Here is a 13,468-nt window from a genome sequence, read left to right on the forward strand (position 1 = left end):
GAGCCCGCTGCGGACAGGCCCCCGTTCAAGCGAGGCGCTGACTGCCGCGGCAGCAGGAACGCCGGCGGCAGTCGCGTCTCGGTGCGGCCGAAATCGCTCAGTTGCCGGAGCGCGTCGTGCCACCGACGGCCCTGATCGCCTCGGACAGCAATGCTTCCTTGTCGACCTCGACGATTGCGGGCGCTTCCGGCGGGCAGACCGTCTGCGGATCGATGCCGCTGCGGTCCTGGCCGATTTCTTCGGGCGCGGGCAAATCCTCGCGCGCGACACCGAGAGCGCCCATCAGCTGCCCCATGCCGGTGAGCGTGCGGGCCTGCGCGATGATCCGGTCGTATTGGGCGTTCACGTACGCGCGCCGGGCCTCGAAGTATTCGTTTTCGGTGTCGAGCAGGTCCAGCAGCGTGCGCTGCCCGATGTCGAACTGCCGACGATAGGCTTCGCGCGCCTTCTCGATCGAAAGCTGGTGCTGATCGAGATACACGAGCTGTTCGGTCAGCCGTCGCACGTCGTTGTACGCGATCGACAGCGTCTGGCGCAGGTCGCGGCACGCTTTCTCGCGCAGGTCCTTGGCCAGGTCGAGCGTTTCGGCCGCCTGGCGCAGCCGCGCCTGGTCGGCGCCACCGCGCGACAGGTTGTAGCTCAGGACGGCTTCGACCGCGCCATCGCGCGAACGTCCATCGAGGCCTTCGAAGTTGTGATCGACCCCTCGATGCGCCCGCACATCGACTCGCGGATGGAACGCCGCCTTGCGCGACTCGATCTGGGCCTGTCCGGCGCGAACGTTCTCGACTGCGGCATTCAGCGACGGGCTGGTCACGAAAGCGGCGCGCAGCGTCTCCCGCACGGTCGGGGGAATCGCACCGACCACCGTGTCGGGCGCAAACCGCTGCGCCTGCGCGGGCGGCGCTTCACCGACGATGCGCAAGTAGCGCGCGCTGACGTCGTGGAGATTGGAGACTTCGGTGAGCAGGTTCGACTCGGCCAGCGCAAGGCGCCCGGCCGCCTGCTCGAGATCCACCCTTCGGCCCACCCCGGCGCCGGCGCGCTCGGCGATCTGATCGTGGATCTGCTTGTGCTGGACGTAGTTTTCCTGCGCGAGGCGCGTCAGATCACGGTAGCGCAGCACATCGCTGTACGCACGCAGCGCTTCGAGCGCCGCGGTCTCGGAGACGTCGCGCAGCTCGTAATAGCGGGTGAGCTTCGCGTAGCCGAGCCTCGACACCTCGCTGCGCGTCAGGAAACCGTCATAGACCATCTGATTCAGCGAGAGGCTCACGCGGCGATGATTGAAGTCGTCCGACGACTGCCCCGGGCGTTTCAGCGTTTCGCGCCCCGCACCGGCGATCAAGTCGACGTGCGGGAAGTAGCGGCCGCGCGCGGCGCCCTGCTCTTCCGCGGCAGCCCGGAACGCATGCCACCCCGCCTGCACTTCGGGATTGGCGACGACCGCCTTGCGGGCCGCGTCGCGCAACGCTTCCGGGACTTCTGCCGCCGCGAACCGGGGCAGCGCAGCCAGGACGGCAACACAGATCACGGTTCTCAGGTTTTTCATGTCATCTCCATAACGGTGCGTGGCTCCGTGCACGAATCCCGCGAATGCAGGGCACAGGTCACTCGATCCGGCTGGATAAATGATATGCGGTTGAATTTGGCCGCTCCGCCAACTACGCAACACTTCCCGTCAAATAAGGGCGTGACGCGCCACCTGCGGCCTTCGGCCGATACCCGATAATGGCGACGACCGAACCGCGTGCCGTCCGATGCCGACACACCTCCTTCCGCACGGAATGTTTTCCCGGCGATGCCGACCGGGCACCTCGGCGCTTGTCCGGCTGGGTGGCCTGTGCGTAGTAATCGGCGTCGGGCTCGTGAGCGCCCGCGGCGATGCGGATCTCATGGAACGCTTGGCCGGCGAACGTTTCGGCACGCCAGGGACGACTTCGGTGCGCGCGTGGCGCCAGATGATCGCCGACGCGCTGCCGCTGGACGACCTGGAAAAGCTGCAGCACACGAATACGTTTTTCAACCGGCGCATCCGCTTCGACGACGACGCGGCGATCTGGAACGAGGCGGACTACTGGGCAACTCCGCTCGAGACGCTCGGCCGCGGAGCCGGTGACTGCGAAGACTTCTCGATCGCGAAATACATGAGCCTGCGACTGCTCGGCATTCCGGCCGACAAGCTGCGCCTGATCTATGTCCGGGCGCAGATCGGCGGCGCGCACAGCGTTCTTTCGCAGGCCCACATGGTCGTCGGCTTCTACCCCTCGCCGCAGGCCGAGCCGCTCGTTCTCGACAACCTGATCGGCGAAGTGCGGCCGGCCGGGCGGCGGCCCGACCTGTTGCCGATATTCAGCTTCAACAGCGCGGGTCTGTGGATCGGCGGCGCGAGCGCCTCGTCCGCGGATCCGACCACCCGCCTGTCGCGCTGGCGCAGCGTGCTCGTGCGCATGCAGCAGGAGGGCCTGCAATGACAGCCCACCGGAGATTTGCAGTCATGTCCCTGATCAAGCAACTGTGGATCGCGATCGCGATCGTGATGTCCCTGTCGCTCGGCGGCAGCCTGGTCGTCAGCACGCTCTCGGCACGGCATTACCTCGAGCAGCAGCTGCAGGTGAAGAATCTCGACAACGCCACGTCGCTGGCGCTGGCGCTGTCGCAGCTGCCGAAAGATCCGGTCACCGTCGAATTGCAGGTCGCTGCCCAGTTCGACGCCGGCCACTACCGGCTGATCCGTCTCACTGCCCCGTCGGGCGACGTCGTGGTCGAACGCGAGTACGCCGGCCCGCGCAACGCCACGCCCGAGTGGTTCATGCGGCTGATTCCGATCGAGGCGCGGCCCGGCATCGCCCAAGTGCAGGACGGCTGGCACCAGTTCGGCACGCTCACGCTCGAGAGCCACAAGCGTTATGCGTACGAAGCGCTGTGGATCGGCACGCAGCAGCTGCTGCTTTGGTTCGGCCTCGGCGGCGTGCTGAGCGGCCTGATCGGCACGCTGATCATCAAGCACATCACGCGACCTCTGGGGCAGGTCGTCGAGCAGGCGGAGGCGATCGGCGAGCGGCGCTTCGTCACGACGCCGGAGCCGAACACGATGGAGTTTCGCCGCCTGGTGCATGCGATGAACACGCTGAGCGAGCGGGTGCGCACGATGCTCGCGGATGAATCGCGGCGGCTCGAGGAGTTGCGCCGCCACACGCAGCATGACGACGTCACGGGGCTCCTCAACCGCGGCCAGTTCATGAACCGCCTCGACTCGGTGCTGGCGCGCGACGACGCGCATTCCGCCGGCACTTTGCTGATCGCGCGCCTCGGCGACCTTGCGGCGCTGAACCGGCGTCTCGGACGGGATGCGACAGACCGCCTGCTGCGCGATATCGCGGACCAGTATGCGGCGTTCGCCGCGGCCCACGGGGACTGGGAAACGGGCCGCATCGGCGGCAGCGATTTCGTGCTGCTCGCGCCCGGCGGCGCGGATCCGGCAGCACTCGCGGGCGAGCTTGCGCACACGCTGCATGCGGCGCTCGATGTCAGCGCGGCCGGGCGCGGAATCCGCCTGCCGCTGGCGGCCGGTGCATTTGCGGCAGGGGAATCGCGCTCGTCGTTGCTGGCGCGCGTCGACGGCGCACTGGCCGTGGCTGAACGCGCAGGGGAACGCGCAATCGAAATCGCCAAAGCGCGCATCACCGCCGTGCCTTTTCCCGATCTTCAGGCCTGGCGCAGCGCGCTCACCGAGTCGCTCGAGCGCAACGGCATTCGCCTCGGCCGGTTCCCGGTGCTCGCCGCTGACGGCACGCTGCTTCACGACGAAGCGCCGATGCGCGTGATGCTCGATGGCACTTGGCAGGCTGCAGGCTATTTCATGCCGTGGGTTGCGCGTCTCGGCCTGGCGCCCCGCTTCGACGCAGCCGTCGCACATGCCGCGATACGCGAAATCGCCGGCAGCACAACACCGCTGGGAATCAACATTTCCGCCGAATCGCTCGCTGAGGCGAGCTTTTGCAGTGAACTGTTCAGCCTGCTGCAGCGCCATCCGGCCGCCGCGCAACGCCTCTGGATCGAGGTGCCGGAATACGGCGCGGTGCTCCACCAGCCGGAATTGCGCGCGTTCTGCCTCGCGCTGCGACCGTTCGGCTGCAAACTCGGCATCGAACATGCCGGTCCGCGCTTTGCCCGCTTGAACGACCTGCACGAGCTCGGCCTGAACTACATCAAGATCGACGCCGCGCTCGTTCGCGGCATCGACGGCGACGCCAGCAGCCAGGGCATTCTGCGCAGCCTGTGCACGATCGCCCATTCGATCGGACTGCTGACGATCGCCGAAGGGGTCGGCACCGAAGCGGAGAGACGCGCGCTGCCCGCTTGCGGCGTCGACGGCATGACCGGGCCGGCGATCGCGGCGCCGCAGCCGCTCCAGGCCGGCCCCGCTCCCGGTGCCGCACGACCGTAATCAGCCGATCAGCGCGCGCCGGCCGATCGCCATATCGAAGATGCGCAGATAGCTGGCCGCGACGTTGCGGATGTGGAATCGTTCGCGTGCATCCTGCAGCGCATTTTCGCCGAGATGGCGGAAATCAGCCGGAGCGTCGATCACCTCCATGGCATACTGCACCCACGTCTGTATGTCTTCGTACTTGCACAGCAGACCGTTGTAGCGATGCCTGATGACTTCGGGGACGAAACAGCGATCGCTGCCGATGACCACCTTCGCGCGGAACAACAGCTCGAAGAGCCCCCAGTTCGCGGAGCCGAACTGCAACGGATACAGGAAGAGATCCATCGCTTCGACATAGCCGGCGAACTCGTCGTACGACGCGAAATCGACATGCTGGAACGCCGAATCCGCGCCGAGCGTGATTCCTTCGCGTTCCAGCACGTATTTCATGAACGACTCGGGCCGGTTCTCCTTTTCGAAGCAGCTTTGCAGGAACGCGTCTTCGTAACTGTAGAGCACTTTCGGCGCGCCGCAGAAGACGAAGCGGACGTTCTGCCTTTTCTTCAGGATTTCCTTCGCAATCAGGATGAACTGCTCGAACCCCTTCGCCGATGACAGGTCGCGCGCGGCAAAACCGATGTGGAAAATGCCGTCCTTCCTCGCGAAAGTGCTCGGCCGGCGGGTGATGTCGAAGCCCTCCATCTGGGCGATCACCTTGTCGTGCAGGCAGGCCGGAAACATCGCTTTCGCGTAGGCGCTCGGCACGATCACGAGCTCGCTCTTCAGCACTTGGTGATAGCTGGTCATTTCGAACACTTTGTCGCGATAGGACGCGTAGTCGGGCTGCGGATACTTGGGGTCGTAGCCGTGGTGCGTGAACGACGGGAACTCGATATAGGTGATGATCGGAATGTCGAATTCGCCGAACAGCTGCAGCGGAAAGCCGCCCGACCCGTGCGCAACGATGACATCGATGCCGGTACGTGCGAGCAGTTCGGAGATCGATTTCCTGATCAGGAACGAGCGCTGGATGCGGGCTTCGAGATTTTTCGTATAGAAATAGGTATTCGCGTTCTCCGCCGGCACCTGGAACGGCACGAGGTTCGGGATCCTGTCCTTGTTCGCCTGATAAACCGAGGTCGAGCACAGGAACCACGAATGCGCGAGGCTTTCGGCATTCAGGTACTCGTGCAATGTCTGGAACTGACCCAGTCCTTCGTGTATGAAAAGTATGCGCATTGCGATGTTTTGCTGATCCATCCGGGAAATGGCGGAGCCGCCGGCCCGCCATCGCTGTCACGTCATTGCCGCGTCATTCGCCTGAAGGAACGTCGTTCCTCAGCATCCGGCTCAGCGAATCCTGATCGAAGGATTCGAATGCGTCGCCGCGGGGGGTACCCGAACCACTCGTTTGTCCGGGGCCTTCGATCAGCGAATCGTCGTCACTGATCACATCGATCGCCGCCAGTTGCCGAACCGGCGAATGACCGGTCTCGGCAGTCACCGTCTCGGTGACGGTCTCGGTGAAGTGGCCGACGGTCACCGTCTCGGTGAATTCGCCGACTGTCACGGTGTCGGTGAATTCGCTCACCGTGATGGTGCTGGTGAATTCGGTCAGCGTGACTGTCTCGGTCGGGCCGGCAATCGTTTCCGTCGCCGACACCACGGTTTCGGTGACGAAGCTTGCCGTCTCGGTGCCCGAAGTCACGGTCGGGGTCATCGCAGTGCCGAACTCTTCGACCGTCTGCGTGCCGACGGTCACGGTGCCGGTCACGGCTTCGGTCGCCGTCACGTCCACCGTCTGCGTACCCGTCGTCACGGTTTCAGTCGCGCCTTGCGTCGCTGTCACTTCGATTGTCTGCGTACCCGTCGTCGCCGTCTCGGTCGCCGCTTCGGTCGCCGTCAGCTCGACCGTCTGCGTACCCGTCGTCACCGTCTCGATCGCGGCTTGCGTGGCCGTCACTTCGACCGTCTGCGTGCCGGTCGTCACCGTCTCGGTCGCCGCTTCGGTCGCCGTCACCGCGACCGTCTGCGTGCCTGTCGTCACCGTCTCAGTCGCGGCTTGCGTGGCCGTCACTTCGACTGTCTGCGTGCCCGTCGTCACCGTCTCGGTCGCCGTCACCTCGATCGTTTGCGTGCCTGTCGTCACGGTCTCGGTCGCGCCTTGCGTTGCCGTCACTTCGACTGTCTGCGTGCCCGTCGTCACGGTCTCGCTGACAGTTCCGGTCGCGGTAAGGGTGACCGTTTCGGTTGCCGTTGCGATGACCGTTTCAGTCACCTGCACGTCCGTTGCAACCCCGACAATGGGACCGAGTCTGAACGCTCCGCTCATGCCGGTAACGGTCAAGGCAGTGTAATCGCCGGGAATGAGAACAGTCCCGCCTGCGGTCGATACCGTGCCGCCGCTGCCGTTCGAGGCCGACCAGTCGAAGCTTGCGGAACCGCCCGGCACAAAGATTTCGAGCGTCACGTCATTGACGGGCGCGGGCAGGCCTTCCGCTTCGAAACGAATGAAGAGCGTCTCGCCCGGATTGATGTTGAGGTTATCGATCGCGATATAGCCGTTGTTCGCGTTAACCAGATGTCCAGCCGTTGTCGAAAATACGACTGTCAGCGGAGCATCCGTGACCGAATATTCTCCATTCGGACCAGCCGCAGTGATCGCCAGATCGGACGTATCGAGCAACGTGGTCGTCGTGATCGTTTCGGTGACGTAGGTGTTCGTGACCGTATCGGTCCCGACAGTGACCGTCTCGGTTGCAGCTTCGGTCGCCGTCACGTCCACCGTCTGCGTGCCCGTCGTCACGGTTTCGGTCACCGCTTCGGTCGCTGTCAGCTCGATCGTCTGTGTGCCCGTCGTCACGGTCTCGGTCGCGGCTGCAGTTGCCGTCAGGTCGACCGTCTGCGTACCCGTCGTCACCGTCTCAGTCGCCGCTTCGGTCGCTGTCAGCTCGATCGTCTGCGTGCCCGTCGTCACCGTCTCGGTCGCGGCTTCGGTCGCCGTCAGCTCGACCGTCTGTGTACCCGTCGTCACCGTCTCGGTCGCGGCTGCGGTCGCCGTCACGTCCACCGTCTGCGTGCCCGTCGTCACCGTCTCGGTTGCGGCCGCGGTCGCCGTCAGCTCGATCGTCTGAGTGCCCGTCGTCACGGTCTCGGTCGCCGCTGCGGTCGCCGTCAGCTCGACTGTCTGCGTGCCCGTCGTCACCGTCTCGGTCACGGCTTCGGTCGCCGTCACGGTCACCGTCGCCGTGCCCGTCGTCACCGTTTCGGTCAATGCGGTCCCCGTCACCGTTTGCGTGCCGGACGTCACGGTTTCCGTGATGCCGGTGACCGTGATCGTCTGACTGCCGCCGACGGTGGCCGTCACGATTCCGCGCTCCGTCGCGGTGATGACGCCTGTCATCGTGGCGGTCACCACCCCTTCCACGGTGTCGGTGACGACTCCCGTCACGGTGCTGGTAACGGTCAGCGTTTCGGTCAGCGTGGGCGTGACCGTCGCCGTCTCGTCGACGAACGACGCGTTGCCGCTCGGCACCGGCAGCAACTCGTCCTCGGCGAAGAAGTCGAATTCGACGGGATTCACCTCTTCGACGATTCGCAGCAGGCGCACGAAGTCGTTGCCTTCGCCAGCGCCGCCTCCGGCGAGGCCGGCCGCGGGAGCCTCGAGGACGTCATCGAGGTTCGCGCCCTCGTTGATCGCATCGATGATCTGGTTGACCGTGTCGCTGGCGATGCGGGCATCCTGCGCGTCCGGCCGGGATGCTTCGGTGAGGTCGGCGGCGAGCTTGACGGACTGATTTTCGGCCAGCGTGAACAGGTCGCCATCGGGGAGGGTGATTTCGACGCGGGCGCCCCCGGCGGCGACGACGGTCTCTCCTTCCGCCAGCACGTCCCCTTGCGTTAGGGATCGAACCTTGCCTTCGGCGTCACGTGCATATGCGTTACCGGTGACTGTAATGACGGTTGCGAGCGGGCCGGCCATGATTGTTGCTCCAGAAGGGTCGAGTGAGGCGCTGCCGGCACCTCGCCGGCGGCACGACATCTGCTGTCGACGGATACCGTACGCTGCCCCTCGCGCCGAACCTATTGCACCGTAGGACAAGTGCCGTGAGAAATTTCACGACTTGCTGCAATTACGCCGGCATCGTTCCGATGACGGCGTCAATCGCCGGAAAACCGGCCGCGAAGCAGCCTGTTACAGCACGTCGTCGCTCCCGTCGAGCGACGCCAGCCGGTGCATCGCGTCGCGGGTGCCGCGCCGCTCCATCAGCTTGCCCTGCGCAGCGGGCGGCAAGTCGGTGAAGCGGATCACGCCGCGGTCGATCAGCAGGTCGATCAGGTCTTCGAGCACGCGCACCAGCCCGAGGTCGGAAGGGCTCAGCGGATTCGCGGATTCGGTGAGCAGAGCGAAGAAGGCGACGACTTCAGGTTCGTCACCGTTGGCGACGTCCCAGCCGCCTGGTTCGAAGTTGTCGCAGCCGACCGGTTCGCGGCTCGCGGCAATCACTTCGCCGCTGGCGTTGCGCTTGATGAAGATCATCGTTCAGTCCGCGAGCGCCGCGCTGCGGTGTGCCGACAGGCGGAGGACCAGCTGCAGCCGGTCGCGCACCCCGAGCTTGTCGAAGATCGCACCCAGGTGCGCCTTCACCGTCCGTTCTGTGATGCCGAGCTTCAAAGCGATCTCCTTGTTACTCAGCCCCGCGGCCGTCTCGCGCGCGACTTCACTCTCGCGCGCGGAGAGACTCGCCGGCAGCGGGCCTCGTCCGGGGGCGGCGAGCACCCGGGCAGCGGCCTCGACGACCCGCGCCATCAGTTCCGCGCCCACCCACAGGCCGCCATGCCGGGCGACGAGTTCGACCTCGCGCAGCAGTCCGGGTACCGCCAGCGCATGGCAATAGCCGCGCGCGCCATGCTCGAGCGCGATGATCGCCTCGTCGGCTTCGGGCACCATCGTGACGACGACGAGCGGGGACTGTGGCAGCGTGCGATGGAACCGGGCGACCAGCGTCGGCCAGTCGGCATGGGCAGTGGCGACCCAGATGACGTCCGACGGGAGCCCCGTCGCGAGGACCGCCTCGGCCTCCGTGCACATGCCACCCGGAAACGCTTCGAGCCAGCGTTCGGACGGGGCCACCGCTGCAGAGCAGGCGAAGAGGTTGCGGTTCATCGTTCGGACAGTGCGTTGGCCTTGGCCCGCAGCACGGGCTTCAGCAGGTAGGAGAGGATGGTTTTCTTGCCGGTGAGGATGTCGATCTCTGCGACCATGCCGGGAATGATCGGAAGGTTGTCGCCCAGACTCGAATTTTGCGTGCGCACCCTGAGGGTATAGAACGCGTTGCCTTTGTCATCAATGACGGTATCTGCGCCGATATGCTCCACCGTCGCCTCGAGCCCGCCGTAAATGGCGAAATCATAGGCGGTGAATTTGACGAGCGCCGTCTGTCCGGGCCGCAGGAAAGCGATGTCCTTCGGCTTGACCTGCGCTTCGAGGATCAGCGCGTCGTCGAGCGGGACGATCTCGACGATCTCCCGCCCCGGCTGGACGACGCCGCCGACGGTATTGACGAGCAGGCGCTTGACGGTGCCGCGCACCGGCGAGCGCACGTCGGCATGCTTGACGCGGTCGGCAAGCGCGCGGCTGCCTTCGGACAGGCTGCCGAGCGTGGCCATCGTGTCCGACAGCTCGCTGCGCATCCCGTTACGCACGCTCAGCTCGACTTCCTGAATCTTGCGCGTCGCCTCGGCAATTGCCGACTGGATGCGCGAGATCTGCGCGGCGGACTGGTCGCGATCGCCGCGCAGACGCGACACCTCGCGTTCGAGACGCAGGATATCGACTTCCGACACCGCGCCGGACTTGACCAGCGGCCGCGTGACGCCGAGTTCCTGCATCGCCAGCTGGAAACCGCGGCTCGCCTGTTCGTGCCGCGCGCGCACTTCGTTGAGCTCCTGCTGGCGCTGGCTCAGCTGCTGGCGGGCAATCGACAGCTGGGCCTCCATGCCGGCAACGCTGGATTCGTACAGCAGGCTTTCGTGGGCGGCGATTTCCGGGACTTCGCGCAGCACTTCATCGGGCAGCGTGAAGGCAGTGCCGTTCGTCAGCGCCTCGAGGCGCGCGGCCTTCGCCTGCAGCGCGAAGAACTGGGAGCGGTTTTCGGCCAGCGACGAGACGAAGCGGGTCGGATCGATGCGCAGCAGCAACTCGCCCGCATTGACGATCTGCCCTTCGCGCACCGGCATCTGCTCGACGACGCCACCGTCCACGGTCTGGATGATCTGCACCTGCGACGACGGCACCACTTTCGCGTCGCCGCGGGTGACTTCGTCGACCTGCGCGAAACCCGCCCACAGCAGCAGCAGCACGATCACGCCGGCGGCGACGCGCAGCAACATGCGGGCGCGCAGCGGTTCCTGCTGCAGGCGCGCCCAGTCGGCGTCGCACGCCCAGTCGAGGCCGTCGTCCGCCGCCGGAGGCGGAATCAGGCGGGCGAAAAACCGTCCGAACAACGGGCGCGCCGGCTGCGCGATGCGCGCCGACACGTCGCCGACGCGCTCGAACGCCGCCTGGCCATAATCACCGATCACGGCGCCCTCCCGATGCGGCCCTGACGCAGCGCTTCGACGACCTGCTCCTTCGGGCCGTCGGCAACGATCCTGCCGCCGTCGACGACGATGATGCGGGTGACGAGGTCCAGCAGCGAAGTACGGTGAGTGACGACGATCATCGTCTTGCCGCACGCGAACGCCCGCAGCCGGCCCTTGAGCTCCTCCTCGCTTGAGCGGTCCATCGACGCGGTCGGCTCGTCGAGCAGCAGGATCGGCGGATCATTGATGACCGCGCGCGCGATCGCGACCCCCTGCCGCTGGCCGCCGGACAACAACGCGCCGCGCTCGCCGACCTGCATGTCGAAGCCTTGCGGATGAATATTGACGAACTCGGTGAGGCCCGCGGTCGTCGCCGCGCGCACCACTGCGGCATCGTCGGCGAACGGCGCCGCGATCGTGATGTTCTGCCGCAGCGACCCGTAGAACAGCGTAACGTCCTGGGCGACATAGCCGATATGGCGGCGCAGTTCGGCCGGATCGAGCTGGCGCTGGTCGATGCCGTCGATCAGCACCGCCCCGGCGGTCGGGCGGAACAGCCCGAGAATAAGCTTCTCGAGCGTCGTCTTGCCCGAGCCGATGCGGCCGAGGATCGCGACGTGCTCGCCGGCGCCGATCTGCAGCGACACGTTGCGCAGCGCTTCGGTCTCCTGGCCCGGATAATGGAAGCTGACGTTGCGCAACTCGATGTCGCCGCGGAACGAGCGGCGGCTGATGAACGACGACGTCTCGGGGCGCTCGATTTCCTTTTTCATCAGCGTGTCGAGCGATTCGAGCGCCGTGGCTGCGGCATGATACTGAACCAGCAGTCCGGCGACCTGGCCGATCGGCGCCATCGCGCGCGACGAAAGCATGAAGCACGCGACCAGCCCGCCGACGCTGAGCCGGCCGTCGCCGATCAGGTACACACCGACAATGATGACCACCACGCTGACGCTCTGCTGCACCCACGCCGCCCCGTTCGTCGCCGTCGCCGACAGCAGCCGCAACTGCGAGCCGACGCGTGCGAGCAGCGCGACGCTCTTCTCCCATTTGCGCTGGATCGGCGCTTCCGCGCCGAGCGCCTTGACCGTCTCCATGCCGACCAGGGCCTCGACAAGCGTCGCGTTGCGTTGCGCGCCGGCGCGATAAGTGGTCTCCGCGAGTTCATGCATCCGCCCCTGCACCGTCATCGCGTACACGAGCAGCAACGCGACGCCGAACAGGAAAGGCAGCACCAGCGGCCACGCAATCCAGCCGATCACGAGCAGGAACAGCAGCGCGAACGGCACATCGATGAACGCGACGACCGTGGCCGAGCTGATGAAGTCGCGCACCGACTCGAACGCGCGCAGGTTCGCGGCGAACGATCCGGCCGATTCCGGACGCTGCTCCATGCGCAGGCCGAGGACACGCTCCATGATCGCGGCCGAGAGCTTGACGTCCGCGCGGCTGCCGGCAAGATCGACGAAGTAGCCGCGCATCGTGCGCAGGACCACGTCGCCGACGAGCACGATCAACATCCCCGCACCCAGCACCCACAGCGTTTCGACGGCCTCGTTCGGGACGACGCGGTCATAGACATTCATGACGAACAGCGGCATCGCGACGGCGAACAGGTTGATCATCAGCGCTGCCAGCAGCACGTCCCGGTACAGCGCGCGATTCTCCGCGATCACGCCCCAGAACCAGTGCTGGCGGCGCGCCGCTCGCACTTGCGGCACCCGCGCATCGAAGCGATGCGCGGGGCGCACGTAGATCGCATCCCCGGCATAGCGCGCCTCGAGGTCTGCCATCGGCAGTGCGACCTCCGAGTCGCCCAGTTCCGGGAACACCACGCGGGCGACGTTGCGCTGCGCATCGCGGCCGAGCAACATGCACGCGGACCGGCCATGGAGCAGCAGGACAACGGGAAACAACGCATCGTTCAGGCCGTCGAGCGGGCGTCGGACGATGCTGCTGTTCAGGCCCGCGCGCTTTGCCGCGCGTGCAAACAGCGATGGCGGCAGGCGGGCGCCGTCGAGCGGCAAACCGGCGACGGCCGCATCGCGCGTCAGGTTGCCGCCGTACGCACGCGCGAGCAGCAGCAGGCACTCGAGAAGCGGGTCAGCCGGTTCCGACGCCCGTGCATCGCCCGGTGACGGATCGGCGCGAGCCGGGTCGGGCTCGCAGCGATCTCCGATCGCGGCGTGAGCGCAGTCACCAGAACGTTTGTCCGCTTCTGCCACGCACTCTCCACCGGGAATACTGAAAACAGGACCGGCAACATCGCGGCTTCACCCCACTCGTTGCCTCGAACAAATTGTTACATAGCGCCGATCAGGAGCTCGTGACAGGCTTCTCACTTCAGCGCGGGCCGCACCCCTTCACTGCCGCACCCGCGGCAAACCTCCGGACACTGCAATTCGTAGCGGCGAGAATGCCGGGCACGCGAGGAAGAGCACGCGAAAT

At 66.0% G+C, this 13,468-nt stretch carries 9 protein-coding genes; 2 read left to right on the forward strand and 7 right to left on the reverse strand.

Annotated features, from left to right (window positions below; genetic code table 11):
• Positions 1 to 97: 97 nt before the first annotated feature.
• A complete protein-coding gene (locus PA01_05725) occupies positions 98 to 1,552 on the reverse strand; it encodes a TolC family outer membrane protein (protein KON81177.1) in 1,455 nt (484 codons plus the stop codon).
• Between the two features lie 343 nt (positions 1,553 to 1,895).
• Here PA01_05725 and PA01_05730 point away from each other — a divergent pair, with 343 nt between their 5' ends.
• A complete protein-coding gene (locus tag PA01_05730) occupies positions 1,896 to 2,474 on the forward strand; it encodes a transglutaminase-like cysteine peptidase (GenBank protein ID KON82332.2) in 579 nt (192 codons plus the stop codon).
• Between the two features lie 23 nt (positions 2,475 to 2,497).
• Positions 2,498 to 4,450 carry an EAL domain-containing protein gene (locus PA01_05735; GenBank protein KON81178.1) on the forward strand — a complete coding sequence of 651 codons (1,953 nt, stop codon included), beginning with the start codon at positions 2,498 to 2,500 and terminating at the stop codon, positions 4,448 to 4,450.
• Here PA01_05735 and PA01_05740 read toward each other — a convergent pair whose 3' ends face one another.
• The 6 genes from PA01_05740 to PA01_05765 form a co-directional block, all read right to left on the reverse strand.
• Positions 4,451 to 5,674 (reverse strand): glycosyltransferase, encoded by a 1,224-nt coding sequence (locus PA01_05740; protein ID KON82333.1) that lies wholly within the window; start codon positions 5,672 to 5,674, stop codon positions 4,451 to 4,453.
• Positions 5,675 to 5,747: 73 nt separating this feature from the next.
• Positions 5,748 to 8,417, reverse strand: coding sequence for a retention module-containing protein (locus PA01_05745; GenBank protein KON81179.2), 2,670 nt, complete (start codon positions 8,415 to 8,417; stop codon positions 5,748 to 5,750).
• A 213-nt stretch (positions 8,418 to 8,630) separates the two neighbouring features.
• Positions 8,631 to 8,975, reverse strand: a complete 345-nt coding sequence (locus PA01_05750) for a hypothetical protein (protein ID KON81180.1) — start codon at positions 8,973 to 8,975, stop codon at positions 8,631 to 8,633.
• A gap of 3 nt (positions 8,976 to 8,978) precedes the next feature.
• Entirely contained in the window at positions 8,979 to 9,602 is a 624-nt protein-coding gene (locus tag PA01_05755) for a response regulator transcription factor (protein ID KON81181.1), read from the reverse strand.
• A complete protein-coding gene (locus PA01_05760) occupies positions 9,599 to 11,017 on the reverse strand; it encodes an HlyD family type I secretion periplasmic adaptor subunit (GenBank protein KON82334.1) in 1,419 nt (472 codons plus the stop codon). The genes PA01_05755 and PA01_05760 overlap by 4 nt, the downstream gene beginning before the upstream one ends.
• Complete coding sequence (locus PA01_05765; protein ID KON82335.2) at positions 11,017 to 13,245, reverse strand: type I secretion system permease/ATPase; 2,229 nt, start codon at positions 13,243 to 13,245, stop codon at positions 11,017 to 11,019. The genes PA01_05760 and PA01_05765 overlap by 1 nt, the downstream gene beginning before the upstream one ends.
• Positions 13,246 to 13,468 lie beyond the last annotated feature (223 nt).

The sequence above is a fragment of the Azoarcus sp. PA01 genome (assembly GCA_001274695.2).
In the GTDB taxonomy this organism is placed as follows: Bacteria; Pseudomonadota; Gammaproteobacteria; order Burkholderiales; family Rhodocyclaceae; genus Aromatoleum.